The 25894-nt window shown below is 74.7% G+C and carries 24 protein-coding genes; 12 read left to right on the top strand and 12 right to left on the bottom strand.

Annotation, left to right across the window (positions count from 1 at the left end; translation table 11 throughout):
- Window positions 1-45 precede the first annotated feature (45 nt).
- The 3 genes from CFLA_RS02815 to CFLA_RS02805 form a co-directional block, all read right to left on the bottom strand.
- Window positions 46-384: an STAS domain-containing protein gene (locus CFLA_RS02815; protein WP_013115803.1), complete on the bottom strand. Its 339-nt coding sequence runs from the start codon at window positions 382-384 to the stop codon at window positions 46-48.
- Window positions 385-681: 297 nt separating this feature from the next.
- A complete protein-coding gene (locus CFLA_RS02810; RefSeq protein WP_013115802.1) occupies window positions 682-1365 on the bottom strand; it encodes a DUF3618 domain-containing protein in 684 nt (227 codons plus the stop codon).
- Window positions 1358-1810 (bottom strand): phage holin family protein, encoded by a 453-nt coding sequence (locus CFLA_RS02805; RefSeq protein WP_148234452.1) that lies wholly within the window; start codon window positions 1808-1810, stop codon window positions 1358-1360. The genes CFLA_RS02810 and CFLA_RS02805 overlap by 8 nt, the downstream gene beginning before the upstream one ends.
- A gap of 409 nt (window positions 1811-2219) precedes the next feature.
- Here CFLA_RS02805 and CFLA_RS02795 point away from each other — a divergent pair, with 409 nt between their 5' ends.
- The 3 genes from CFLA_RS02795 (at window position 2220) to CFLA_RS02785 (ending at window position 4740) form a co-directional block, all read left to right on the top strand.
- On the top strand, window positions 2220-2825 hold the full coding sequence (locus tag CFLA_RS02795; protein ID WP_043598731.1) for a hypothetical protein: 606 nt from the start codon (window positions 2220-2222) through the stop codon (window positions 2823-2825).
- Between the two features lie 198 nt (window positions 2826-3023).
- A complete protein-coding gene (locus CFLA_RS02790; protein ID WP_013115800.1) occupies window positions 3024-4172 on the top strand; it encodes a zinc-dependent alcohol dehydrogenase in 1149 nt (382 codons plus the stop codon).
- A gap of 10 nt (window positions 4173-4182) precedes the next feature.
- Window positions 4183-4740, top strand: a complete 558-nt coding sequence (locus CFLA_RS02785; RefSeq protein ID WP_013115799.1) for a hypothetical protein — start codon at window positions 4183-4185, stop codon at window positions 4738-4740.
- Between the two features lie 4 nt (window positions 4741-4744).
- On the opposite strand, the gene CFLA_RS02780 is transcribed toward CFLA_RS02785, so the two are convergent.
- Window positions 4745-5752, bottom strand: a complete 1008-nt coding sequence (locus CFLA_RS02780) for a family 43 glycosylhydrolase (protein WP_013115798.1) — start codon at window positions 5750-5752, stop codon at window positions 4745-4747.
- A gap of 125 nt (window positions 5753-5877) precedes the next feature.
- Window positions 5878-6630: an SDR family NAD(P)-dependent oxidoreductase gene (locus CFLA_RS02775; RefSeq protein ID WP_013115797.1), complete on the bottom strand. Its 753-nt coding sequence runs from the start codon at window positions 6628-6630 to the stop codon at window positions 5878-5880.
- A gap of 347 nt (window positions 6631-6977) precedes the next feature.
- Between CFLA_RS02775 and CFLA_RS02770 the strand changes: the two genes are divergently transcribed.
- The 3 genes from CFLA_RS02770 (at window position 6978) to CFLA_RS02760 (ending at window position 10003) form a co-directional block, all read left to right on the top strand.
- Entirely contained in the window at window positions 6978-7772 is a 795-nt protein-coding gene (locus tag CFLA_RS02770; RefSeq protein WP_013115796.1) for an exodeoxyribonuclease III, read from the top strand.
- 777 nt (window positions 7773-8549) lie between these two features.
- On the top strand, window positions 8550-9413 hold the full coding sequence (locus tag CFLA_RS19880; protein WP_148234269.1) for a DUF4190 domain-containing protein: 864 nt from the start codon (window positions 8550-8552) through the stop codon (window positions 9411-9413).
- A gap of 131 nt (window positions 9414-9544) precedes the next feature.
- On the top strand, window positions 9545-10003 hold the full coding sequence (locus CFLA_RS02760; RefSeq protein WP_013115794.1) for a septum formation family protein: 459 nt from the start codon (window positions 9545-9547) through the stop codon (window positions 10001-10003).
- Window positions 10004-10051: 48 nt separating this feature from the next.
- Here the strand turns inward: CFLA_RS02760 and clpB are convergent, their stop codons facing one another.
- Window positions 10052-12649 carry an ATP-dependent chaperone ClpB gene (gene clpB / locus CFLA_RS02755; RefSeq protein ID WP_013115793.1) on the bottom strand — a complete coding sequence of 866 codons (2598 nt, stop codon included), beginning with the start codon at window positions 12647-12649 and terminating at the stop codon, window positions 10052-10054.
- A gap of 194 nt (window positions 12650-12843) precedes the next feature.
- Between clpB and CFLA_RS02750 the strand changes: the two genes are divergently transcribed.
- The 5 genes from CFLA_RS02750 to CFLA_RS02730 all read left to right on the top strand — a co-directional run bounded on the left by CFLA_RS02750 (window position 12844) and on the right by CFLA_RS02730 (window position 16978).
- Entirely contained in the window at window positions 12844-13500 is a 657-nt protein-coding gene (locus CFLA_RS02750; RefSeq protein WP_013115792.1) for a histidine phosphatase family protein, read from the top strand.
- Window positions 13501-13625: 125 nt separating this feature from the next.
- Window positions 13626-14639: an alpha/beta hydrolase gene (locus tag CFLA_RS02745; RefSeq protein WP_013115791.1), complete on the top strand. Its 1014-nt coding sequence runs from the start codon at window positions 13626-13628 to the stop codon at window positions 14637-14639.
- A gap of 102 nt (window positions 14640-14741) precedes the next feature.
- Complete coding sequence (locus tag CFLA_RS02740) at window positions 14742-15521, top strand: VOC family protein (protein WP_013115790.1); 780 nt, start codon at window positions 14742-14744, stop codon at window positions 15519-15521.
- 18 nt (window positions 15522-15539) lie between these two features.
- The gene (trmB, locus tag CFLA_RS02735) at window positions 15540-16271 is read left to right on the top strand and encodes a tRNA (guanosine(46)-N7)-methyltransferase TrmB (protein WP_013115789.1); all 732 of its coding nucleotides are present in this window, start codon (window positions 15540-15542) and stop codon (window positions 16269-16271) included.
- Complete coding sequence (locus CFLA_RS02730) at window positions 16268-16978, top strand: LysR substrate-binding domain-containing protein (RefSeq protein WP_013115788.1); 711 nt, start codon at window positions 16268-16270, stop codon at window positions 16976-16978. The genes trmB and CFLA_RS02730 overlap by 4 nt, the downstream gene beginning before the upstream one ends.
- A gap of 62 nt (window positions 16979-17040) precedes the next feature.
- Here CFLA_RS02730 and CFLA_RS02725 read toward each other — a convergent pair whose 3' ends face one another.
- The 4 genes from CFLA_RS02725 to CFLA_RS02705 form a co-directional block, all read right to left on the bottom strand.
- Entirely contained in the window at window positions 17041-18063 is a 1023-nt protein-coding gene (locus CFLA_RS02725; RefSeq protein WP_013115787.1) for an LPXTG cell wall anchor domain-containing protein, read from the bottom strand.
- Between the two features lie 277 nt (window positions 18064-18340).
- The gene (locus tag CFLA_RS02715) at window positions 18341-20821 is read right to left on the bottom strand and encodes a glycogen/starch/alpha-glucan phosphorylase (RefSeq protein ID WP_013115786.1); all 2481 of its coding nucleotides are present in this window, start codon (window positions 20819-20821) and stop codon (window positions 18341-18343) included.
- A 133-nt stretch (window positions 20822-20954) separates the two neighbouring features.
- Window positions 20955-21758 (bottom strand): ABC transporter permease, encoded by an 804-nt coding sequence (locus CFLA_RS02710; RefSeq protein WP_013115785.1) that lies wholly within the window; start codon window positions 21756-21758, stop codon window positions 20955-20957.
- A complete protein-coding gene (locus CFLA_RS02705; RefSeq protein ID WP_013115784.1) occupies window positions 21755-22720 on the bottom strand; it encodes a daunorubicin resistance protein DrrA family ABC transporter ATP-binding protein in 966 nt (321 codons plus the stop codon). The genes CFLA_RS02710 and CFLA_RS02705 overlap by 4 nt, the downstream gene beginning before the upstream one ends.
- Before the next feature lie 196 nt (window positions 22721-22916).
- On the opposite strand from CFLA_RS02705, the gene CFLA_RS02700 reads away from it, so the two are divergent.
- Window positions 22917-24215, top strand: coding sequence for an MFS transporter (locus CFLA_RS02700; RefSeq protein ID WP_013115783.1), 1299 nt, complete (start codon window positions 22917-22919; stop codon window positions 24213-24215).
- A gap of 28 nt (window positions 24216-24243) precedes the next feature.
- On the opposite strand, the gene CFLA_RS02695 is transcribed toward CFLA_RS02700, so the two are convergent.
- Together CFLA_RS02695 and CFLA_RS02690 are read right to left on the bottom strand one after the other, a co-directional pair.
- On the bottom strand, window positions 24244-24696 hold the full coding sequence (locus tag CFLA_RS02695; RefSeq protein WP_013115782.1) for a GatB/YqeY domain-containing protein: 453 nt from the start codon (window positions 24694-24696) through the stop codon (window positions 24244-24246).
- A gap of 52 nt (window positions 24697-24748) precedes the next feature.
- The gene (locus CFLA_RS02690; protein ID WP_013115781.1) at window positions 24749-25885 is read right to left on the bottom strand and encodes an iron-containing alcohol dehydrogenase; all 1137 of its coding nucleotides are present in this window, start codon (window positions 25883-25885) and stop codon (window positions 24749-24751) included.
- Between the last annotated feature and the right edge of the window lie 9 nt (window positions 25886-25894).

Below are 25894 nucleotides of genomic sequence, written 5' to 3'. Positions count from 1 at the left end.
CGACGGGTGGCACGGGGCCCGGGGCGACGACGTCCCGGGCCCTCGTCATGCGGGCAGCCGGCTCCCGCCGTGGCCGGCGACGAGCGCGTCCAGGCCGAGTGCGACGAGCACGCGGACCACGGCCGGCGGCATGTCGCTGACCGAGCACGGCTGCCCGGCCTGCTCGCACGCGCGGGCGCACTGCAGGAGCAGCCCCAGGCCCGTGGCGCCGATGAGGGTCACCTCGGACAGGTCGAGCACGACCGGCAGCCGGGCCGCGAGGGCCTCGTCGAGGGCGCGGTCCGCGGCGTCGCGCAGGGTCACGTCGATCTCGCCCTGCAACCGCAGGACGACGGACTCGACGCGCTGCTCGACGGTGATGGTGCCGGAGACGGGCTGCTGCATGTCGACCACTTCCGAGGGGTACTCTCGCCGCCCAACGCCTGGGCGGCCGGGCGCGCCATGGGTGGTACCCGTGTCTCGCGCGGCGACGCCCCGCACCCGTCCACTATCGCACCGTGCAGGGGAATGGCATACCGCCCGGTCCACGGCTCGCCGTGGCCGGGCAGCACGACGCGCGCGCCGGCCATGGGGCGACCCTCCGGTCGTGGGCGGTGGTCGCGTCGACGTGGCCGCCACGACCCCGCCCCGGACGCGCTCGGCGTCCGGGGCGGGGTCGCGCACCAACCCGCGGTCGACGTCCTAGTACGGACCGCCCTGCGGGGCGCCGGAGCCACCCTGCTGAGGAGCATGACGCACCTCCTGGGCGGAGTGCTGCGCCTGGTCGCGGAGGTCGGACGCCGCCTCGGCACCGTGCTCCTTGACTCCCGCGGCCGCCTCGGCGGCCCGGTCCTGAACGGCCTGCAGCGCGTCCTGCGCCGGCCCGCGCAGATCGTCCGCGACGTGCTGCGCCGCCTCCTTGACCTGCGGGACGACGGACTGCGCGCCCTCCTTGACGGCCTGCGCGGCGCGCTGCTCCGGACGCGAGGCCGGGACCAGCGACGACGCGAGCCAGCCGACGCCGAAGGCGATGAGGCCCGCCGCGAGCGGGTTGCCCTGCGTCTGGTGCGCGACCGCCGACGGCGCGCCCCGGAGCCCCTCGGCCACCGATCCTGCGGCGGACCGCGCAGCGTCCGCCGCGCCGCCGGCCACCGACCCGACCGAGTCGCCGGTGTCGTGCATGCTTCCCATGACGTGCTCCTTCGCGTCGTGTGCCGAGCCCATCACGCGCTCTCGCAGCGCAGTCGCGCGTCCGCGCACCTTGTCGGCCTGCCGGTGCGCGATCTGCCGGGGGTCGAGCGTGTCGCCGACCGCGTCGACGTTGGCCGACAGGTCGGCACGGGTCGCCTCGATGCGACGCCGGATCTCCTCCGGGCTCTCACTCATGGTTCGCCTCCTCGTGCCCCTTGAGGGCGTTCGGGATCTTCTTCACGGTCTCCGCGGTGCGGGGCATGCCTTTGACACGCTTGAGCTCGCCGCGGCCGCGCACGGCCAGGACGGCGGCGATGATCGCCCAGATCACGGCCACGACGAACGCGGCCCAGGCCCGGCCGATCGGCAGGCCCCACCACAGCGCGAGCGAGAGGAACAGCAGGACGAAGTGCCCGGAGACCCCCGCGCCCGCCAGCAGCCCGCTGCCCGTCCCGGCGCGCTTGGCGGTCTGCGCGAGCTCCGCCTTCGCGAGCTCGACCTCCTGCCGCACGAGCAGCGACAGGTCCTGCGTCACGTTGCCGATGAGCTCCCCGAGGGACGGCCGCTCGTCGTCCCCCCGGGCCGCGGGCCCGGCCCCCGACGCATCTGCGGCGGGCCAGGACGCTCCGGGCGGGGGCACCGCACCGGCCGGCGGGACGGCGCCCGGCGGCGGCTGTGGCGCGGACGTGCGCGCTCCCGCGGCGACCGTCGGGTCGCCCGGCCCGGTCACGGCCGGTCCTCACGGGTGAGACCGGCCAGCGGGTCACCCCCGGCCGTCCCGGCGTCGTCGGCCGCCGGCACGTGGCCCGAGGTGGGTACGACCGGCGCGGGCCCACCGACGCCCGGCCCGCTCGTGGCAGTGGTGCCTGCGGCACCCGGAGGCCACGACGTGGTCGGGCCGTAGCCCGGCGAGGACGTGCCCGCGGCCGGGCCCGTCGTGGCAGGACGGTCGTACGCGGTGGTCCGCACCGGCGCGGCCGCCGGAGCGGCCGCCGGAGCGGGCGGCGTCGTGGCGGCCGCCGGCTCCGTGCGCACCGCGCCGGGGCCCGGTGCTGCGGCGACGGCGCGTCCTTCAGGCCGCGCGTGAGCCGCCCGGCGAGGACGCCCGCACCGGCCGCGAGGGCGAGGAAGAGGCCGGGCCGCTGCCGCGCGAAGTGCGTCACCTCGTCGAGGACGTCCCCGGGCTGCCGGTCCTCCAGCCACGTCGCCACGCCGTCGGTGCGCTGGGCGACCTGCCGGACGAGGTCGGTCGCCAGGCCCCCGTCGGAGGAGTCGGCCATGCGGCCCAGCTCGTCCCCGAGCGTCCGCAGGCTCGCCGCGGCCTTGCCCTGCTGCTCGGCGGCCTGCGAGGCCAGGCCCGTCCGTGCCTCGCCGAGGAGGTCGCGGGCCTGGCCCGCGGCCGTCGCGGCGACGTCCGCCGCCTCGTGGCGGGCCTCCTGCAGCAGGCTCTGTCCACTGTCGGCGGCGGCGTGCGCCAGCCCTGCAGCCTCGTCCTTGGCGGTGCCCGCCACGTGCGCGGCGGTACCGCCGGTGTCGTTCGTGCTCATCGCGCTCTCCTTCACTCGCTCCTGAGGGTGTCCTTGAGCTCTCCGGTGACCTTCTCGACGACGCCGGGCCTCGGCGTCGTCGGTGCAGGCCGGGGCGCGGCCGAGTAGCGCCGGTGGCGGTGCCACCGGTGCGGTCGGGTGCGGGGTGCGGACGGGCGGCGGGGTTCGCGACTCTCCGCCGCGGCTCGTCCTCTCGACCGTAAGCGCCCGGCGCCGAGAGCGCGCGCTGAGACCGGAGTCACTCCCCGAGGTGCGGTCCGGCGCAGACCTGCGCACCCTGGAGGCCACCCGACGTGGAGGAGTCCGATGCGAGCGATGGTCTACCGCGGGCCGTACAAGGTCCGGGTCGAGGAGAAGGACGTCCCGAGGATCGAGCACCCCAACGACGCGGTCGTGCGGGTCGTGCGGGCCGCCATCTGCGGCTCCGACCTGCACCTTTACCACGGCATGATGCCGGACACGCGCGTCGGCCACACGTTCGGCCACGAGTTCGTGGGCATCGTCGAGAAGGTCGGGTCGTCCGTGCAGAACCTGCAGGTCGGCGACCGCGTGATGGTCCCGTTCAACGTCTACTGCGGCACGTGCTTCTTCTGCGCCCGCGGCCTGTACTCCAACTGCCACAACGTCAACCCGAACGCGACGGCGATCGGCGGGATCTACGGCTACTCGCACTCCACCGGCGGCTACGACGGCGGGCAGGCGGAGTACGTGCGCGTGCCGTTCGCCGACGTGGGGCCGTCGAGGATCCCCGAGTGGCTGTCCGACGACGACGCCGTGCTCATGACGGACGCCCTGGCCACCGGGTACTTCGGTGCGCAGCTCGCGGACGTCGTCGAGGGCGACACGGTCGTGGTGCTGGGCGCCGGGCCGGTCGGGCTGTTCGCGGCACGGTCCGCGTGGCTCATGGGCGCCGGGCGCGTGATCGTCGTCGACCAGCTCGAGTACCGGCTGGAGAAGGCGCGCGAGTTCGCGTACGCCGAGACCGTGAACTTTGCCGAGCACGACGACGTCGTCGTCGCGCTGAAGAAGGCGACCGACGGGCTGGGTGCGGACCGCGTGATCGAGGCCGTCGGCGCCGAGGCGGACGGCAACCTCATCCAGCACGTCACGGCCGCCAAGCTCAAGTTGCAGGGGGGCTCGCCGGTCGCGCTGAACTGGGCGATCGACGCCGTCCGCAAGGGCGGCACCGTCTCCGTCCTCGGTGCGTACGGGCCGATCTTCTCGGCCGTGAAGTTCGGTGACGCGATGAACAAGGGCCTGACGCTGCGCATGAACCAGGCACCGGCGGCCCGGCAGTGGCCGCGCTTGCTGGAGCACATCCAGGCGGGCTACCTGAAGCCGAGCGACGTCGTCACGCACCGGTTCGAGCTGGAGGACATCGCCGAGGCGTACCACGTCATGTCGTCCAAGCTCGACGGCTGCATCAAGCCGCTCATCGTCCCGTCGGCCGCCTGAGAGGACCGCGATGCCCTACACCGCCCGCAAGCCCCCGCTGCCCGAGACCCCCGACGAGCTGCGCGCCCGCATCCCCGGCTGGGGTGCCGACCTCGACCCCGCCGTGCGGCCGCAGGTGCCGCGCGAGCGCACCGACCTGGAGACGGGGGCCCACTGGGACGTCCCGGACCGTCAGGAGGAGACGTACCCGCGCGAGCGGTCGATCGAGCACGAGCAGCTGCCGCCCGTGTTCGGCACCGCGCAGCCCCTGCACGGGCTGTCGGGTGCGATCCGCCGGTTCGCGTACGAGCGCTACAGCGAGGGCCGGCTCGCGCACTGGCTGCTGCTCATCGCCGGCGACCGCGTCGACGCCGCCGAGGCGCACCTGCGCTCGCTGGTCACGTTGCGCCCCGACAACCCGCTCACCGAGACCGGCGTGCTCGCCGAGCCGCGCCGGCACCCCGTCGCGTCGCGGCGCGGCCGGCCCGACGTGCGGCACCAGGTCCTCGACCCGGTGATCGTCGCGGGTCCGTGGGTGCTCGGCGCCGTCGTGCTCGTCGAGGCCCTGCGGGCCTTGCGCCGGCGCTGACGCCTCAGCGCGGGTCGGCCGTCAGCCGTCCGTCGGGGTGCACGGTCAGCGGCGCGATGCGCACGTTGCGCAGGTGGTCGCGGCCCGACGAGCGGGCGTCGTGGTACAGCAGGTACCACGCGCCGTCGAGCTGCACGATCGAGCCCTGCGTGGTCCACCCGGCGACGGGCTCGAGCACCGTGCCGCGGTACGTGAACGGGCCGTACGGCGAGTCGGACGTCGCGTGGACGAGCGTGTGCGCGCCGCCCGTGGAGTACAGCAGGTGGTAGACGCCGTCGATCTTCGAGACCCACGGGCCCTCGAAGAACCGGCGCGGATCACCCTGGGTGAGCGGCACGCCGTCGGGGTCGGTGACGACGACCTCGCGCGTCGGCTCCGCGAGCGCGAGCAGGTCGTCGGTGAGGCGCGCGACGAGCGGGCCGAGCGCGGGCTCGTGCGGTGCGGGGTAGCGGTCGACGCCGGTGTAGGTGCCGCCGTCCCAGCGCTGCAGCTGGCCGCCCATGATGCCGCCGACGTACAGGTACGCCGCGTCGTCGTCCGTGAGGACTGCGGGGTCGATGCTGCCGACGCCGTCGAGGGGCGCGCACTCGGCGATGAACGGGCCGGTCGGCGACGAGGACGTCGCCACGCCGATGCGGAAGACGCCCTCGGCGTCCTTGGCGGGGAAGAACAGGTAGAACGTGTCGCCGCGGCGCGCGGCGTCGGGCGCCCACATCTGCCGGTCCGCCCACGGCACGTCGTCGACGTGCAGCACGGCGTGCTCGATCACCGGGCCCGCGAGGTCGCGCAGCTCGAGCACGCGGTAGTCGCGCATGTCGAAGTGGCTGCCGTCGTCGTCGTGCTGCGCGCCGGTCTCCTCGTCGTGCGACGCGTACACGTACAGCACGCCGTCCCACACGTGACCGGACGGGTCCGCGGTGAACACGCCCTCGACGAGGGGACCGTCGAACGGCCCTGCCTCGACGGCCGTGCCGACCGCGACGTCGTCGACGCCCGTCCCCGTTGCGCTCACCGGATCCCGCCCATCTCTCCTGGTCGTGCCCCTGCCGTACCTCGTCGCGACCGCACCTTACCGCCCGGGAGCGCCCCAGGTTGCGTCCGTCCGGACGAAAGTTCCGACACCACGTCGACGACGCCTCACCGGAACCACGCCCCGCCGTTGACGTCGAGCACCGACCCCGTGACGAACGACGCCGCGTCCGACACCAGGTGGAGCACCGCCGCCGCCACGTCCGCCGGCTCCCCCGCGCGCCGCAGCGGTGTCGCCGCGACCGCGGCCCGCTGCGCCGGCTCGGGCGTGTGCACGGCGTGGAACGGCGTGTCGCGGACGAAACCCGGCGCCACCGCGTTCACCGTGATCTCCCGCGGCCCGAGCTCACGCGCGAGCGCGCGCGTGAAGCCCTCGACCGCGGCCTTCGCCGTCGCGTACGGCACGCCACCCGTGCCCCCGCCGCTGAGCGCCGCCTGCGCACCGACCGTCACGATCCGGCCGCCGCGGGGCAGCAGCGGCAGCGTCGCACGCGTCGTGTAGAACACCGAGGACAGGTTGAGGTCCATGACGTGGTGCCAGTGCGCGTCGTCCGTGATCGCCAACGGACGCCGGTCGACGAGCCCGCCGACGTTGTTGACGAGGATGTCGATCCCACCGAGCGCCTTCGCCGCCCTCGACACCGCCGCGTCGACGTCGAAGCTGTGCCGCGCGTCGAGCTGCACCGCGAACGCCAGACGTCGCATCGACTCGATCTCGGCCACCACGGGTGCCGGGTCGTGCGTGAGGTACGTCAGGGCGACGTCCGCGCCGGCCGCGGCCAGCGCCACCGCGACCGCGCGCCCGATGCCGCTCGCCCCGCCCGTCACGAGCGCGCGACGCCCGGCGAGGTCGGCCGTCATCTGTCCTCCGTGAGTCGCGGCGACGGTGGGCGGGCGGTTCGCCCGGTACGTCCTGTACGTCCAGGTGGGGCACGGTAACCGGCAGTGGCCGGTGGTGACCAGCGCTGCGGGAGATGTCACCTGGCCGGACGAACGGGGAACAGCGGCAGCGCGCGGGCGACGGGACCACGCGGTCTGCATGCGGTGACGTCGGTGGTGCAGTCGGGCGGTGGCGGCGCTCGGACCGCAGCTCGACGCACGCCGTCACGGTGCTCCGCGGGACTGCGACGCGCTCGTCCGCGGCCGCGGGCGTCGCCCCACCTGAGCTGCGACGGCCCTGTCCGACCCGGCCGGTAGCCTCTCGCCCCATGCTGCTGGCGACGTGGAACATCAACTCGATCCGGGCGCGCGTGGACCGGGCGGTCGCGTTCCTCGAGCGCACAGGCGTCGACGTGCTCGCGCTGCAGGAGACGAAGGTCAAGGACGAGGCGTTCCCGCGCGAGCCGTTCGAGGCGCTCGGGTACGAGGTCGCCACGCACGGGTACTCGCAGTGGAACGGCGTCGCGATCGTTTCGCGCGTGGGCCTGACGGACGTCGAGCGCGGCTTCCCGGGGCAGCCGACGTGGGGCGACCCGGGCGTCGCCGAGGCCCGCGCGCTCGGCGCGACGTGCGGCGGCGTGCGCGTGTGGAGCCTGTACGTGCCGAACGGTCGCGAGATCGAGGACCCGCACTACACGTACAAGCTCGACTGGCTCGGTGCGCTGCGCGACGCCGCGGAGGGCTGGCTGACCGCGGACCCGCGAGCGCAGGTCGCGCTCGTCGGCGACTGGAACATCGCCCCGCTCGACACCGACGTGTGGGACATCGCCCGGTTCGCCGGCCGCACGCACGTCACGCCCGCCGAGCGGCAGGCCTTCGAGGCCCTCGCCCACGCGGGCTACAGCGAGGTGTCGCGCGTGCACGTGCCCGCCGAGCACACCTACACGTACTGGGACTACCAGCAGCTGCGCTTCCCGCGGAACGAGGGCATGCGCATCGACCTCACGTACGCCAGCCCCACGCTGGCGGCACGCGTCACCGGCGTGCGGATCGAGCGCGACGAGCGCAAGGGCAAGCAGCCGTCGGACCACGTGCCGGTCGTGCTCGAGATCGCGGAGCCCTGATCCGGGCACCACCCCACCGGGTGGACTGTGCGCGCAGGCACGTCAGCAGGCCCACACTCGGCTAGGTTGCCGTCCATGACGTCGCCCACCGACGACCGCAGCCCCGAGCGCGCTGCGACCCCGCCCCCCGCACCGGAGCCGCCCGCGACGCCGGAGCCGCCCGCTGCACCGGAACCCGCGGCCCCCGCGACGCCCGAGCCGCCGGCTGCCCCCGACTCCGCGGCCTGGGGCACCCCGTCGTCACCCGTCTACGCGCAGCCGGCCGCACCCGAGCCGGCCGCACCCGAGCCGCCCGTGCCCGCCGTCGGGGACACCCAGCCGATCACGACGACCCTGCGTGACACCCAGCCGCTGACCTGGGCGTCACCCGCGGCGCCCGCACTCGTCCCGGGCACCGCCGCACCGACCGCCCCGGCGACCGGCGGCGCCGGCGCTCCGGCACCGCACGACCCCTGGGCCGTGCGCCCCGACGCGGCGCCCCGGCCGCCGGTGGCGCCCCCCGTCCCGCAGGCCCCGCCCGGGTACGGGCCTGCCGGCGGCGCGACCGCGCCCCCGTACGGCACGCCCGCGCCCGGCTCACCGGCGCTCGGGCAGGCACCGGTCGGCGCGCCGCCGGGACCCGGTGGCGGGGCGGCGCCGTACGGCGGGCAGGCGTCTGACGGTGCACCTGCGTACGGCGGGCAGGCCCCGTACGGTGCACCTGCGTACGGCGGGCAGGCCCCGTACGGGGGGCAGCCGCCGTACGGTGCCCCGCCATATGGCGCGCCGGCCCCCGGGGTGTCCGGGCAGCCCTACGGGTACGCCCCTCAGGTCCCGACCGACGGGCTCGCCGTCGCCTCGCTCGTCACGTCGGGAGCCGGGCTCCTGCTCATGGCGGGCGCCCCGGGGCCGATCGGCATCGGGCTGGGCATCGGTGCGCTCGTCCGCCTGAAGCGCAACGGCAGGCGTGGGCGTGGCCTGGCGATCGCCGGCATCGCCCTCGGGGCCGTCGGCACGATCGTCATCGGGCTCCTCGTCTGGTTCTTCGTCTGGGCCGCACAGGTGACCTCGTCGACGATCAGCCAGACCGAGGAGCTCCTGGGCGGCGGGTCATCGCTCGACCAGCTCCTCGAGGACCTCGAGAGCGGCAGCGGAGGGTCGTCGTCCCAGGACCTCGACGAGCTCCTCGGTCAGCTCGACGAGGAGCTCGGGAGCTCGGGTGGCGGGTCGCTCGACGACCTGCTGAGCGAGCTCGGGGAGCCGAGCGACGGGTCGCTCGACGTCCTGCCGTCGTACGCGCTGCCGCAGGACGTCGCGCTCGGGACCTGCTGGGTCGCGATGCCGGAGTACTACGACCTGCGTGACGCCGAGGTCGTGCCCTGCTCGCAGGACCACGACGCCGAGGTGGTCGCGCTGCTGACCGCGACCGGCGCACCCGCGACGGACCTCACCGTCGACGACCCCGTGCTGACGGCGGCGCTCGAGCAGTGCGACGCAGCGGTCGCGGCGCTCGACCCCGAGCTCCTGGACTGGGGCTACACCGACGTGTGGCTGCCGCACCCCGACCAGGTGGCCGCCGGTCAGCTCGCCGGCTACTGCGTGTACGAGGACGTGCTCGGCACCACCGACTCCCTCGTCGCCCCGGCAGGGACGTCGTCCTGAGCGCCGAGCCGCAGCCGGGCGCTCACGACGTCCCCGAGGACCCGAACCCGCCGACGTACTACGCGCCCGGCTGGCAGCAGGCCGCGGCCGCGCGGGCCCGGTCGCGGCGACGCCTGGTCGTCGGCTCGGCCGTGGCCGGTGCCGTCGTCGTGCTGGCCGTCGGCGCCGTGCTGGGCACACGGGCCGTCACCGCGGCGCGCAGCCGCCCGCTCCCGTCCGACGTCGCGGCGCCCACGACGGCGTTCGCGGTGCAGCTCGTGACGGGCTCGTGCCTGGCGGCGCTGCCCGCCGACGGCGAGGTGGACCGGGTGGACGTCGTGCCGTGCGCCGACCCGCACGGCGCACAGGTGGTCGGGCAGTACGCGTTCGACGCCGCAGCCGTGTGGCCGGGACAGGACGCCGCGCACGCCCGCGTCGCGCAGGCCTGCGTGCTCAGCGACGAGGAGGTCGCCGCCGGGGTCGACCTGGTGACGTGGGCGCCCACCGCCGCGAGCTGGTCGGACGGGGACCGGACGGGCCTGTGCGTGGCGGTGCCGGCCGCGCCCGTCACGGGCTCGTTCGTCGACGGCACGGCGACCCCCGCGTCCTGATCCCCGCCCCCATGGCGTCCCGTCCGCTTCACACCCTCGCCGCGTGGGTCAGGACGACACGGGGACGACCGTGAGCGCCCCGTCGCCCAGGTCCACCCGCAGGGTGTCGCCGTCGTGGATCTCGCCCGCGAGCAGCGCGCGCGCCAGGCGGTCGCCGATCTCCTTCTGGACGAGCCGCCGCAGCGGCCGCGCCCCGTACGCCGGGTCGTAGCCCTCGATCGCGAGCCACTCACGCGCGCCCTCGGTGACGTCCAGCGTGAGACGGCGGTCGGCGAGCCGCCGGCCGAGCGACGCGACCTGCAGGTCGACGATCCTGCCGAGCTCCGGCAGCGTGAGCGCGTCGAACAGGACGATGTCGTCGAGCCGGTTGAGGAACTCCGGCTTGAACGCCGACCGCACCGCACCCATGACGGCCTCGCGGCGCGCGGCACCGTCCAGGAGCGGGTCGACGAGGAACTGCGAGCCCAGGTTCGACGTCAGGACGAGGATCACGTTGCGGAAGTCCACCGTGCGGCCCTGCCCGTCGGTCAGGCGGCCGTCGTCGAGCACCTGCAGCAGCACGTCGAACACCTCGGGGTGAGCCTTCTCGACCTCGTCGAGCAGCACCACAGAGTACGGCCGGCGGCGCACGGCCTCCGTGAGCTGACCGCCCTCCTCGTAGCCGACGTACCCGGGGGGCGCGCCGACGAGCCGCGCGACCGAGTGCTTCTCGGCGTACTCCGACATGTCGATGCGGACCATCGCGCGCTCGTCGTCGAACAGGAAGTCCGCGAGCGCCTTGGCCAGCTCGGTCTTGCCGACGCCCGTCGGGCCGAGGAACAGGAACGAGCCGGTGGGCCGGTCGGGGTCGGAGACGCCCGCGCGGGCGCGCCGCACGGCGTCGGACACGGCGGCGACGGCGGTGCGCTGCCCGATGAGCCGCTCCCCCAGCACCTCCTCCATGCGCAGCAGCTTCTGGGTCTCGCCCTCCAGCAGCCGCCCGGCGGGGATGCCGGTCCACGCGGCGACGACCTCGGCGACCTCGTCGGGGCCGACCTTCTCGGCGATCATCGGGGTCGCGGACGTGCCCGCGCCCTGCTCGGCCTCGGACGCCTCGGCCTCGGCGATCTCCTTGGTGACCGTCGGGATCTCGCCGTACAGCAGGCGGCCCGCCGTGGCGAGGTCGCCCTCGCGCTGGGCGCGCTCGGCGTCGGCGCGCAGCTGGTCGAGCCGCACGCGCAGGTCGCCGACACGGTTGTGGCCGGCCTTCTCCTTCTCCCACCGGGCGTTGAGCGAGGCGAGCTCCTCGCGGCGGTCGGCGAGGTCGGCGCGCAGGCGCGCCAGGCGGTCGACGGACGCGGGGTCGTCGGACTCCGCGAGCACGACCTCCTCCATCTCCAGGCGTGTCACGGCACGCTGCAGCTCGTCGATCTCGACGGGCGAGGAGTCGAGCTCCATGCGCAGGCGCGATGCGGCCTCGTCGACGAGGTCGATGGCCTTGTCGGGCAGCTGGCGGCCGGTGATGTACCGGTCGGAGAGGGTCGCGGCGGCGACGAGCGCGGAGTCCGCGATGGTCACCTTGTGGTGCGCCTCGTACCGCTCCTTGAGCCCGCGCAGGATCGCGACGGTGTCCTCGACGGACGGCTCCCCGACGAACACCTGCTGGAAGCGGCGCTCGAGCGCGGGGTCCTTCTCGATGCGCTCGCGGTACTCGTCGAGCGTGGTGGCGCCGACGAGGCGCAGCTCGCCGCGGGCGAGCATGGGCTTGAGCATGTTGCCCGCGTCCATGGCGCCCTCGCTGCCCGCACCGGCGCCGACGACGGTGTGGAGCTCGTCGATGAAGGTGACGACCTGCCCGTCGGACGCGGTGATCTCGGCGAGGACGGCCTTGAGCCGCTCCTCGAACTCGCCGCGGTACTTGGCGCCCGCGACCATCGACGCCAGGTCGAGCGACACCAGCGTCTTGCCGCGCAGCGACTCCGGCACGTCGCCCGCGACGATGCGCTGGGCGAGACCCTCGACGACGGCGGTCTTGCCCACGCCGGGCTCGCCGATCAGGACGGGGTTGTTCTTGGTCCGGCGGGACAGCACCTGCACGACGCGGCGGATCTCGGCGTCGCGACCGATGACGGGGTCGAGCCTGCCGTCGCGCGCCCGCTGCGTGAGGTCCATGCCGTACTGCTCGAGGGCCTTGTACGTGCCCTCGGGGTTGGGGCTGGTGACGCGGGCGCTGCCGCGGACCGTCGGCAGGGCCGCGAGCAGCGCGTCGCGGGACGCACCGGCCGCGCGCAGCGCGTCGGCCACGCCCGACTGCCCCGCGGCGAGCCCGATGAGCAGGTGCTCGGTGGACACGTAGTCGTCGCCGAGTGCGCGGGCCTCGGCGTTGGCGGCCTCGAGCGCGGCAGCCGCCTGCCGGGAGGCCGACGGCTGCGCGACCGTGCTGCCGCTGGACGACGGCAGGTTGACGAGGATGCCGCGCACCGAGCGCCCGAGCGCGGCCCGGTCCGCACCGACCGCGTCGAGCAGGCCGTTGGCGACCCCGCCGTCCTGCCGGAGCAGTGCGTCGAGGAGGTGGGCGGGCTCGAGCTGCGGGTTGCCCGCGGCGCTCGCGGACTGGATGGCGTCGCCCAGCGCCTCCTGCGAGCGGGTGGTGAACTTCGCGTCCACAGATGCCTCCCTGTGCGGTCTCGCACGTCATGGTCGTGGTCTGCTCGACTCAACGGTCGCCAGAGTTGAGTCTATTCCGCTCAACTCTGGGATGCACAGTCGCCAGGTCGTCACGCACGCGTCACACCGCCGTCGTCGTCGCGTCACGCCGCGCCCCTAACGTCGGCACCACCTTCGACGAAAGCAGGGCATCGATGACCCTCACCATGACGCTCGTCCGCCACGGCCGCACCCACTTCAACGCGCGCCGCGTCCTGCAGGGGCGCTGCGACTCCCCCCTCACGCGCGACGGCCGCGCAGGGGTCCGCGCCACCGCCCGGCACCTCGCGGGCACCTCGTTCACCGCGGCGTGGTCGTCGCCGTCGGGCCGGGCCGTCGCGACCGCGGTCGAGCTGCTGCGCCACCACGAGGACGTGCCGCTGCGCACCGATCCCGGGCTGCTGGAGTACGCCTTCGGCATCTACGAGCGTCGCCCCGAGCGTGTCCTCGACGACGTCGTCGCGTGGCCGGACCTCGTCACCGACGTGCTCGCGGGCACGCACCCCGGCCTGCCCGGCGGCGAGTCCGGCGCCGACTTCATGGCCCGCACCCGCGACGTCTTCGCACGCATCGCCGCCACGCACCGCGACGGGCACGTCCTCGTCGTCGGCCACGGCCTCGCGCTCGGCGCGTACCTCGCGACGGTCGACGAGGTCGGCCTGGTGCCGCTGCCGAACGCGTCGGTCTCCACCGTGGAGGTCGAGGACGACGGCACCGCCCGCATCACCGCCCTCGCGCTCGACGTCGCCGGCCAGGGCCACGTCGCGGCGCGCCCGATGCGCACACCCACGCCCGCGGCATCGGTGGCCTGAGCGCCCCGGCGCGCTGCGCCACGGGCCGGCGGCCCCGCCTGGCACGACGGCGGGGCCGCCGGGAGCTGACCTGCGCCCGGTCGCGCCGGCCCCGGGTCCCGGCGCACCCGTGCGAGGATCGGCGCGTGGTCGACGACGAGGACGCCCGCCCGGCCCGCGACCGGTGGGACGACGAGCGCGATGACGTGCTGGGCGAGCGCTGGCGCGCACGCACCCTGCACCTGCGGCCCGACGCGGTGACGCGCCGGACCCGCGTCGCCCCTCAGGCCACGCTCGTGCGGCGCGTCCCCGACCCGGACGCGCCGCCCACCCGCCGCGCCGTGCTGTACCTGCACGGGTTCGTCGACTACTTCTTCCACCCGCACGTCGGTGACGCGCTGGCCGCCGCGGGCTACGACACGTACGCGCTCGAGCTGCGCGACCACGGCCGCTCGATCCGCCCGGGACGCCCGCCGAACGACACCGCCGACCTGGGCGTGTACGCCGAGGAGGTCGACGCCGCCGTCCGGCTCCTGCGCCAGGACCACGACGTCGTCGTGCTCCTCGGCCACTCCACGGGCGGCCTGGTCGCCGCGCTGTGGGCGGACGCGCGCCGCGGTCTGGGACTCGTCGACGCGCTCGTGCTGAACTCCCCGTGGCTGGACGTGCGCGGCTCGCGGTTCGAGCGGCAGCTGCTGGCACCGGCCGTCCACGTGCTCGGGCGCCCGGCACCGCGCGTGCCGGTGCGCCGCATCGCGCCGCACTACGGCCGGGCGCTGCACCGCGCCACCGGCGGCGAGTGGGACTTCGACCTCGCGTGGAAGCCGCACGAGGGCTTCCCGGTGCGCGCGGGGTTCGTGCGCACCGTGCGGCGCGGGCAGGCGCGCGTCGCCCGCGGGCTGGGCGTCGACGTGCCCGTCCTGGTGCTCGCGTCCGACGCGGCCGGCGACCACAAGCGGCACCACGACGCGCTGCTGGGCACGGACTCCGTGCTGGACCCCGCGCACATGCGCGAGCGCGCACCGCTCCTCGGCCCGGACGTCACGTTCGTCGAGGTGCCCGGCGGCGCGCACGACCTGGCGCTGTCGGCCCCGCCGGTGCGCGCGCGGTACCTGCGCGAGGTGACCGACTTCCTCGCGGCCCGCCTGCCGGCGGGCTGACGCCCCCGTGGTCGCGTCGTGCGCCACCCGTGCGGCAGTGGTTGGCTGTGCACGCCCTGCCGCGGACCCCCGTCCGCACCCCGACCCCCGGAGGACCCGTTCATGACCGCCATCCCGACCCCGTGGCCTGCGGGCGTCCCCGCCTGGGTGGACATCACGGTGACGGACCTCGGGCCGACGCAGCGCTTCTACGGCGGTCTGCTCGGGTGGCAGCTGAGCATCGGCGGGCCGGAGACCGACGGGTACGTCATGGCGGAGGTCGACGGGCAGGTCGTCGCGGGCATCCGCCTGGCCGACACCCCCCGGCCGGCGGGCTGGTGCGTGTACCTGGCGACGGACGACGTCGCCGCGAGCGTCGCACGGGCCGTCGAGGCGGACGCGACGGTGCTCACCGGACCCGTGACGATGCTGGACCTGGGCCGCGTGGCCGTGCTCGCGGACCCGACCGGCGCGGTGGTGGGCCTGTGGGAGGCGGGGACGCACGTCGGCTGGGAGCTCACGGACGCGCCGGGCGCGTTCGTGTGGGCCGAGCAGATGTCGAAGGACCCCGACGCGGCGCGGCGCTTCTACGTCGCGCTGTTCGGGTACGCACAGCAGGACATGAGCGCGCCGGACTTCACGTACACGTCGCTGGCGGTCGGCGGCACGCCGGCGGCGGGCGTCGGCGGGTACGGGCGCCGGGCGGGTGACGTCCCGGCGGCATGGACCTGGTACGTCGCCGTCGAGGACGCCGACGCGATCGCCCCGCGCGTCGCCGAGCTGGGCGGCGAGGTCGTCAGCGGCCCGGAGGACACCCCGTACGGCCGGATGCTGCTGGTGCGCGGCCCGGCGGGCGAGGTCGTGGCGCTGCTCCAGCCGCCGCCGGAGGACGTCGTCGCGTGAGTGCGTAGGGTGGGCCACGTGCAGCCCGCCGAGGACGTGTTCACCCACCGGGCGTCGCGCCCGCACGAGCCGCTGCGCACGTTCCACCCGCGCCGCGCCGCGCTCGGCGTGGACCGTGCCGACGCGCTGGACCGGCTCTTCCCCCGCTGGGGGTTCTCGGTCGACGACCCGCGCGCCGCCCCGCCGCGCACGCCCGGCGGGCGGCTCGACACGGTGACGCTGTTCGGGCGGCACGCGCCCGTGGTCGTCGAGATCGGCTCCGGCATGGGCGACGCGACGGCCGCGATGGCTGCCGCCGACCCGGACCGGGACTGGCTGGCGGTCGAGGCGCACCTGCCCGGCGTCGCGGCGCTGCTGCTGCTCGTCGAGCGCCTGGGACTGACGAACGTGCGCGTCGCGCACGGCGACGCGCTGCGGCTGCTGCGCCGCGACGTCGCCCCGGGCAGCCTGGACGCGGTGCACGCGTTCTTCCCCGACCCGTGGCCCAAGGCCCGGCACCACAAACGCCGCCTCGTGCAAGCCGCGCACGTCGACCTGCTGCGCGACCGGTTGCGCATCGGCGGCACGCTGCACGTCGCGACCGACTGGGCCGACTACGCCGGGCAGATGCGCGACGTGCTGGGTGCCGAGCCGGACCTCGACGGCGGGGTCGTGGAGCGGCCGGCGCACCGACCCGTCACACGGTTCGAGCAGCGCGGCCTCGACCTGGGGCACGCCGTGACGGACCTCGTCGTGCGGCGTGTGCGATGAGGCTGCTCCTGGTACCCGGCACCAGCCCCGACCGCTGGGCGCGGGTGTGGCGCGAGCGCCTGCCGCACGACCCGCTCGAGGTCGTGCACGCCGACGCCGCCGGCGCGGTCGACGCGGTGCTCCGCGGCGACGTCGACGCGGCCGTGCTGCGGCTGCCGCCGGACGGCGTCGAGCGGGCGGCGGGCCTGTCGGCGACGGTGCCGAGCACCACCACCGGCTGGGCCGTGGTGCCGCTGTGGACCGAGCGGACCGTCGTCGTCGTGCGCAAGGACCACGTGCTCACCGTGGTGCCGGAGGTCGACGTGCCCGACCTCGCGGGCGAGGCTCTCCTGGTGCCCGGGGACGACGTGCTGGGCTGGGCACCGCCGGGGGTCGAGCCGCTGGAGGTCCCCGACGTGCCGACTGCCGCGGACCTCGTCGCCCAGGGCACGGGTGTCCTGCTCGTGCCGCACTCCCTCGCGCGCCTGCACGACCGCCGCGGCACCGCTGTGCGCGTGGTCCCCGACGCGCCGGGCTCGCCCGTGGTCCTCGTGTGGCGCACGGACGGTGAGCACCCGCACGTGCAGGAGCTCGTCGGCATCGTCCGCGGCCGCACCGCCGGCAGCTCCCGCGGGCGCGGGACGCCCGAGGCGGCGCCGCGGGCCACCCGCGCACCCCGCACCCCGCGTCCCGACGGCCGCCGCACACCCCCGCGCAAGCGCCGCTGAGCCCTCCGCTCTCTCGCGCCCGGGGTGTCAGCGTCCCCGGGCCGGGTGCAGGACCCGGACGGTCAGGCGGTCATCCGGCGACGGGCCAGGACGAGCGCACCACCCGCCGCGACGAGCACGGCGCCGGCGAGCAGCCCTGCCCGCGCGTCGGCACCCGTCGCCGCCAGCGACTGCCCGGCGGCCAGGACCTCCACGTACTGCCAGCCGACGAGCGTGCCGTCCGCCAGGTACACCGCGACGCGGTGGGTGCCCGTGGTCGTGGCGGCGGGCACCGTCACCTGCAGCCGGCCGTCGGCGGCCACGGTCGCGGCGCCCAGGTCGGTCGGCACCGAGAACAGGAACGGGCGGACCCGGGCGCCGGCGGGCAGGCCGCTCAGGGTGAGCGAGCCGCCCTGGTTGACGCGCGCGGCCGTCGTGAAGCCGCCCTGCTTGGCGGGCGTCAGCTGGTCGGCGGCCGGCGCCCAACCGGCGGCCGTCGGGCACGCGGTGGCCAGCGCCTTGACCGTGACGTCGCGCGCGATGAAGTACTCCTTGACGCGCCAGTCGCCCAGGTCCTCGGCGAACTCGCTCTCGAGCGCCAGCGCCCAGACCTCGTAGGCCCCGGGCGCGACCTCGACGTCACCCTTCTCGCCGGGCTCCTCGGCCTCGGCGATGAAGTCCTCGTCGGCGCCGCCGTCGCTGCCGGCGACGACGACCGCCCACACGACCGACGCGGCGGGCTTGACGACGATCCGGCCCTTGGTCACCGGGGTCGTCCCGACGCACGCGGGCTGGACGACCTCGACGACCGGCGCGTCGACGACGGGCAACGGGTCCTGCGTCGGCTCGGGCGTGGGCGTGGCGGACGGCGACGGCGACGGCGTGACCGTCGGCTCGGGGGTGGCCGTCGGCGAGGGCGTGACCGTCGGCTCGGGCGTCGACGTCGGCCCGGGCGTCGGCGTCACCGTGGGCGTCGGGGTCACCTCGGCCGTCGCGGACGGGGTCGGCGTGGGGTTCTCGGCCTGGGCGGCGACGGCGCTGCCCCCCAGAGCGAGGGCGCACAGCGCGACGATCGCGGCGCTGCGGCGGGCGAGATGACGAGTCACGAGGCTGCTCCTTCGTCGTCCGCGGGACTCGCGGACCGTGGCGTGCTGCACAACTGCTCGTCGCAGGCTAGAGCCGCGCGTCGTCGCAGGTCATCCGCCAGAAATCGCCTGCACCGCCCGCTCCGGGAGGTATCGGACGCAGCAGACGAGTGAACTTGCGGGCGCCGCGGCGCAACACGCTGTGGGCGGACGCGCGACGGCCCCGCCGCCTGCGACGAGGTCGCGGGGAGCGGGGCCGTGGGGCGCGTCCGACGGCGGTGCGCCGGACGGGCGGACGTCAGCGCGCGACGACCGGCTGGGTCTGCCAGATGCGGTCGATGTAGTCCCACATCGCGCGGTCGGACGAGAAGAACCCGGTGCGGGCGACGTTGAGGATCGCGGACCGGGTCCACGCCTCGGTGTCCTGGTAGGCCGTGTCGACCCGGTCCTGCGCGTCGACGTACGCCTGGAAGTCCGCGAGCACGAGGAAGCGGTCCTCGTGCAGCAGGTTGGAGACGATCGGCTCGAAGACCGTGCGGTCGCCGTCCGCGAACGCCCCGGACGCGATCAGGTCGATCGCGCGGCGCAGGGTCGGGTTCTCCTCGTAGTAGGCCGCCGGCCGGTACCCGGCGGTGACGAGCGCGTCGACCTCCGGCTCGACGAGACCGAAGAGGAAGAAGTTCTCGTCGCCGACGAGCTCGCGGATCTCGACGTTCGCACCGTCGTCCGTGCCGATCGTCAGGGCGCCGTTGAGCGCGAACTTCATGTTGCCCGTGCCGGACGCCTCCTTGCCGGCGAGCGAGATCTGCTCCGACAGGTCGGCGGCCGGGATGAGCGTCTCGGCGAGCGTGACGTTGTAGTTGGGCGGGAAGACGACCGTGAGCGCCCCCTTGACGCGTGGGTCCTGGTTGACCGTGCGGCCTACGTGGTTGATGAGCGCGATGGTCTGCTTGGCCATCTTGTAGCCGGGAGCGGCCTTGGCGCCGAACGCGAAGACGCGCGGCGGGATCGACGTGGGGTCGAGCTCGCCGCTGACGATCCGCTCGTAGAGCGACACGATGTGCAGCACCTTGAGCGTCTGACGCTTGTACTCGTGCAGGCGCTTGACCATCACGTCGAGCATCGCGTCGCCGGGCAGCGTGATGCCGTCACGGCGCTGCAGCAGGTCGTTGAGCCGCTGCTTGTTGTGCGCCTTGACGGCGCGGAACTTCTCGCGGAAGTCGGCGTCGTCGGCGAGCGGCTCCATCTCCCGCAGCCGCGCGAGGTCGGTGAGCCAGCCGGGGCCGATGGCGTCGGTGATGAGCTCGGACAGCGCGGGGTTGGCGAGCCGCACGAAGCGCCGCGGCGTGACGCCGTTGGTGACGTTGGTGAACTTGTCGGGCCAGAACTCCGAGAAGTCCGGCAGCACCTTGTCCCGCAGGAGCTGCGAGTGCAGCGCGGCGACGCCGTTGACCTTGGCACCGGCGACGGTCGCGAGGAACGCCATGCGGACCGAGCGCTCGGGGTGCTCGGCGATGATCGACATGCGCCGCAGCCGCAGCTCGTCGCCCGGGTAGCGCTGCGCGACCTGCGCGAGGAAGTCGTCGTTGATGCGGTAGATGATCTCCAGGTGCCGCGGCAGCAGGCGGCCGAGCAGCTCGACGGGCCACACCTCGAGCGCCTCGGGCAGCAGCGTGTGGCAGGTGTAGGCGAAGCAGCGCTGCGTGACGGCCCATGCCTCGTCCCAGTCCCACTTCTTCTCGTCGACGAGCACGCGCATGAGCTCCGGCACGGCGATCACCGGGTGGGTGTCGTTGAGCTGGAAGATGATGCGCGACGGCAGGTCGTGCAGGTCGAAGTCGGCGGGCAGCACGTTGTCGACGAAGTCGCGGATCGAGCAGGCGACGAAGAAGTACTGCTGCTGCAGGCGCAGCTCCTTGCCCTGCGGCGTCGAGTCCTCGGGGTACAGGACCTTCGAGATGTTCTCCGCGAACGTCTGCGCGCGCACGGCGTCGACGTACTCGCCGGAGTTGAAGATCGCGAGGTCGAACGCGTTGGTGGCCTGCGCGCTCCACAGGCGCAGCGTGTTGACGCGGCCGTTCCGGTAGCCGGGGACCATGTAGTTGTACGGCACGCCGAGGACGTCCCACGCGGGCACCCAGCGGGTGCGCTCGACGCCCTCGTCGTCGTACTTCTCGGTCCGCCCGCCGAAGTGCACGGTCACCGCGGCCTCGGGGTGCGGGAACTCCCACGGGGATCCGAGCGAGAGCCAGGAGTCGGCCTGCTCGACCTGGAAGCCGTCGACGAACGTCTGGCGGAAGATGCCGTACTCGTAGCGGATGCCGTAGCCGATGCAGGGCACGCTCATCGTCGCGAGGGAGTCGATGAAGCACGCGGCGAGCCGCCCGAGGCCGCCGTTGCCGAGTCCGGGCTCGACCTCCTGGTCCCGCAGCGTCGCGAGGTCGATGCCGAGCGACGCCAGGCCCTCCTCGACGATCTCGGAGAGGTCCGTGGCGAGCAGCGCGTTGTCGAGCTGGCGCCCGAGCAGGTACTCGGCCGACAGGTACGCGACGGACTTGGCCTGCGCCTCGCGCTGGCGACGGGCGGTCTCGAGCCACCGTGCCATGAGGTACTGGCGCACGGTGCGCGCCAGGGCGAGGTACTGGTCGTTGACGCTGGCGCGTTCCATCGTCACGCCCTGCCCGAAGTGCAGCTCGCGGAGGAACTCCTTGACGAAGCCCTCCACCGAGTGCTGCGGGGCGGTCACCGGCGCGGTGCTGTTGGCACGGTTCTCAGTCACTTGCGCAACGGTAGTTGGCTCGTGCCGACGAGACCAGGGCGCACGGCCCGGTCAGACGGCGCGAACCGCCCAGACCGCGCGTCCGTGCGGCGTGTCGTGCGACACCTCTCACCCGGCTCTCACTCTCCGGACCTCACCTCGACGTGCTCCGGAACCGCGCGATCGCCAGCGGCGCGAAGACCACGAGGATCACACCGACGCACAGCAGCGTGTACAGCGCCGGGTGCTGCATCGACCACGCGTCCGGCACCGGCGCCGCCGGGTTGGTGTTGCCGAACAGCTCCCGGCACGCCTGCGTGAGCGTCGACACGGGGTTCCACTCCACGACCCGGCGCAGCGGCTCCGGGAACGAGTCGAGCGGCACGAACGCGTTGGACACGAACGTCAGCGGCATGATGACGATGAACGACGCGTTGTTGATGACCTCGACGCTCGGCACCAGCACGCCGACGAGCGCCATGATCCAGCTGACGGCGTAGGCGAAGACGACGAGCAGCCCGAACGCCGCGGCGGCCTCGAGCAGCGTGCCGTGCACCCGCCACCCCACCAGCAGCCCGGTGAGCGACATGATGACGAGCGAGAGCACGTTGTAGACCACGTCCGACGCCGTGCGCCCGGCGAGCACCGCCGACTGCGACATCGGCAGCGACCGGAACCGGTCGATGATGCCCTTCTGCATGTCCTCCGCGATGCCCGCACCCGTGAAGGTCGCCCCGAACACCACGGTCTGCGCGAAGATCCCCGGGATGAGGAACTCGCGGTAGCTCACGCCGTCGCCCGGGTCGATCGCCCCGCCGAACACGTAGGCGAACAGGACGACGAACATGATGGGCGAGATGAGCACCGCCACGAGGATCTCGGGCACGCGCAGGATCTTCAGCAGGTTGCGCTTGGCGACGACGTGCGTGTCGACCAGCGCCCTCGTCAGCGTGCTCACCGGATCCCCTCCTCGACGTCCTCGGCAGTGCGGCCCGTCAGCGTGAGGAACACGTCGTCGAGGGTCGGTCGACGCAGCCCGGCCTCGAGCACCGCGACCCCGTCCGCGTCGAGCCGCTCCAGCACGGTGCGCAGCGCGCGGGTGCCGTCCGCGACGGCGACCGACAGCGCGCGCCCGTCACCGTCCGCGTGCACCTCGTCACCCGACGACTGCGCCGCGAGCGCCGCCCGCGCGGTCTCCGCGTCCGCGGCGTCGGCCACCAGCACCTCCACGCGCTCGCCGCCGACCTGCGCCTTGAGCTCGTCGGCCGTGCCGCGCGCGATCGCCCGGCCGTGGTCGATGACGACGATCGCGTCCGCCAGCCGGTCCGCCTCCTCGAGGTACTGCGTGGTGAGCAGGATCGTCGTGCCGCTGCGCACCAGGTCCGTCACGACGTCCCACATCTGCAGCCGACTGCGCGGGTCCAGCCCCGTGGTCGGCTCGTCGAGCACCACCACGGGCGGCTCGGCGACCAGCGCGCACGCGAGGTCCAGGCGCCGCCGCATGCCGCCGGAGTACGTCGTGGCGGGCCGCCCACCCGCGTCGGCCAGGTCGAACGCCCCCAGCAGCGCGTCGGCCCGGGCCCGCGCGCGGCGCCGCGGGAAGCCGTAGAGCCGCCCGATCATCTGCAGGTTCTCGGCACCCGTGAGGTTCTCGTCGACCGCGGCGTTCTGCCCCGACAGGCCGATGCGCCGTCGCACCCGGTCGGGCTCACGCAGCACGTCGGCACCCGCGACCTGCGCCGTGCCCCCGTCGGGGCGCAGCAGCGTCGTGAGGATGCGCACCGCGGTCGTCTTGCCCGCGCCGTTCGGTCCCAGCAGGCCCAGGACGGTACCCTGCGGAACCTCCAGGTCGAGCCCTCGCAGGGCCTCGACCTGGCCGTACCGTTTCGCCAGCCCCGTGGCCGTGATCGTCGCCGTCATCGAGCTCCCCGTCGTCGGTGCGCCACGCGTCGTCGGTCCTCCCGCGTCCGACGATGGTGCACCCGCCCACCGACATCCGGCGATCTCCGGTGACACGCCGGACCCGCCGGGTGAGCATGGCGGGCCCCCGATGAGTCCTGCCCGCGTGCAGGGTCCACCCCCATTACGCCCCGCCCCCGACCACTGCTGAGGACCGATGACCTCGCCCCCCACCGAGCTCCCCCGCTGGCGACGCGACGTCACCGTCTTCCTCACGGGTCAGACGTTCTCGCTGCTCGGCTCGATGCTCGTGCAGTACGCGATCATGTGGCACCTCACGCTCGAGACGCGATCCGGCTCCGTCATGGCCGTGTACGCCGTGGTCGGGTTCCTGCCGCAGGCCGTCGTGTCGGTGTTCGGCGGGGTGTGGGCCGACCGGCTCGACCGGCGCGCGCTCATCATCGGCGCCGACGCGACGATCGCGGCGACCACGCTCGCCCTGGCGGTCCTCATGCTGTCCGGGTACGACGACCTGTGGCTGCTCTACGTCACCGCGGCGATCCGGTCCGCCGGTGCGGGCATCCAGACACCCGCCGTCGGGGCGCTCCTCCCCCAGATCGTCCCCACCGACAAGCTCATGCGCGTCAACGGCATCAACGCCACCATCCAGTCCGCGATGATGCTCGTCACCCCGGCGGTGGCCGCCGGGCTGTACGCGTGGGCGTCGATCGAGACCATCTTCTTCGTCGACGTCGTCACGGCGATGATCGGCATCGGGCTGCTGCTGCTCGTCCCCGTGCCCCGCATCGCGCGCACCGACCAGGTCGCCGGCGTACGCGGCTACGTCCACGACCTCGCCGACGGCGTGCGGTACGTCGCGCGCTCGCCGTTCGTCCGCTGGGTGCTGGCCATGTGGGGCGTCGTGTTCGTGCTCATCGTCGCGCCGTCGTTCCTCACGCCGCTCATGGTGGTGCGGTCGTTCGGCGACGAGGTGTGGAAGCTGACCGTCAACGAGCTCGCGTTCAGCATCGGGATGACCCTGGGCGGCGTGGCCGTCGCGTGGTGGGGTGGCCTGCGGAACCGGGTGCACATGGTCGTGCTGGTCACCGCGCTGTTCGGGGTGCTCAACGTCGGGTTGGGGCTGTCGACGAGCATGTGGGTGTTCTTCGGCTTCATGTTCCTCGTCGGTCTCGGTGTGCCGTTCTTCTCCACGCCGACGATGACCGTGCTGCAGGAGCGTGTGGAGCCCGAGCGGCAGGGCCGCGTGTTCGGGTTCGTCGGCATCGTCATGGCCGTCGCGATGCCGCTCGGCATGTCGGCGTTCGGGCCGCTGGCCGACCGGTACAGCGTCGAGTCGCTGCTCGTGGCCGCGGGCGTCGCGCTCCTGCTCGTCGTCGTCGCCGCCGTGGCGCTGCCGTCGGGCCGTCGCGCCATGGCGCAGGCGGACGCCCCGCGCGAGGAACCGGCACCCGCGGACACCGACTCGGGTGTGCAGGGCTCGTCACGCCGAGCGTGACGAACCCTGCACACCCCGGGTGCGAGGGTCAGCCGGCGAGGCGCGCGCGGACCAGCGCCGAGAGGGCCTTGCCGTCGGCGCGCCCGGCCGCGCGGGCCGTGGCCTCCTTCATCACGGCGCCCATCTCCTTGAGGGTCGACGCGCCGGTGTCGGCGACGACGGCGTCCACGAGCGCGGCGAGCTCGTCGTCGCTCAGCCGCGTCGGCAGGTACTCGTCGACGACGTCCGCCTCGGCGGTCTCCGTCGCGGCACGGTCGGCCGCACCCGCGTCGGTGTAGATCTGCGCGGACTCGCGGCGCTTCTTCGCCTCGCGCGCCAGCACCTTCAGCACCTCGTCCTCGGTGAGCTCGCGCGCGACCGTGCCGGCCTTCTCCTCGTGGCGGACGGCCCCGATGAGCTGGCGCAGCGTGCTCGTGCGCAGGGTGTCACGGGCCTTGAGGGCGGTGGTGAGGTCGGCGGTCAGGCGGTCGAGGGTGCTCATGCGCCCATCCTCCCCGGTCGCCCCGGGCCCGCGCGCCCTGTTTCCCGGGCCGTCACCACGACGCGGCGACGACCTCGGTGAGCTCCTCGGCCGTGAGCGCGACGGGGTTGCCGCGCGTGCTCGACGCCGCCAGCGCGTCGGCGACGACGTCCGGCACGTCGGCCCGCGCGAGGCCCAGGTCCCCCAGCCCCGGCACCCCGAGCGCCGTGACGAGGTCCTCGAGCCACGCGACGGCGTCGTCGGCCCGCGCTCCCGTCCGGCCCGTCAGCGCGACGGCCGCGGCGTCGTACCGGCCCAGGCCGGGGGCGCCCGTGCGGCGCAGGGCGGCGACGTTGGCGGCCGTGGTCGGGGCCAGGACCGCCGCGCACACCTGCCCGTGCGGCGCCCCGAGCCGCCCGCCGAGCGCGGCGGCGAGGCCGTGCACGGCGCCCAGCTTCGCGTTCGCCAACGCCATGCCCGACAGCAGCGCCGCGACGCTCAGGTCCGTCCGCGCGTCGACGTCGTCCCCGTGCTCGACGACGCGCCGCAGGCTGCGCCCCGCCCGCACGAGACCGTCGCGCGCGAGCGGGTCCGTCAGCGGCGTCGCGAACGGCGTGGTGAACGCCTCGAGGCACTGCGTGAGCGCGTCGACGCCCGACGCCGCGGTCAGCGCCGGCGGGCACGCGAGCGTGAGCAGCGGGTCCACCACGGCCACGGCCGGCAGCATCCCGCGGCCCCGCAGACTGGCCTTGACGCCGCGCTGCGGCACCCGGACGGGAGCGTTCGCGGTGACCTCGGCGCCCGTGCCGGCGGTGGTCGGGACGGCGACCACCGGCAGCGCCGCGTCCGGCAGCGGGAGTCCGCGGCCGACGACCTCGAGGTGGTCGAGCACGTCGGACGTCCCCGGCGCGAGCACGGCCACGCACTTGGCGAGGTCGAGCACCGACCCGCCGCCCCACCCGACGACGACGTCGGGCCGCACGTCGCGCGCGACGGCGACGGCCGCGCGCACCGACTCGACGTCGGGCTCCCCGCGGTGCCGGTGGACCGTCGCCCCGGTCAGTGCGGACACGTCCGCGGACCGTCCGGCGACCACGAGCACCCGCTCCCCGAGGCCCGCGACCAGCCCGGGCACGTCCGCCGCGGTCCCGGCCCCCAGCACGACCCGCCCGGCGGTGACGAACTCGCTCCCCGTCCGTCCACTCCCCACCCCCCGAGG

The organism is Cellulomonas flavigena DSM 20109, assembly GCF_000092865.1.
Classification (GTDB): Bacteria; Actinomycetota; Actinomycetes; order Actinomycetales; family Cellulomonadaceae; genus Cellulomonas; species Cellulomonas flavigena.
This window is presented reverse-complemented; position numbering and strand designations above follow the sequence as displayed.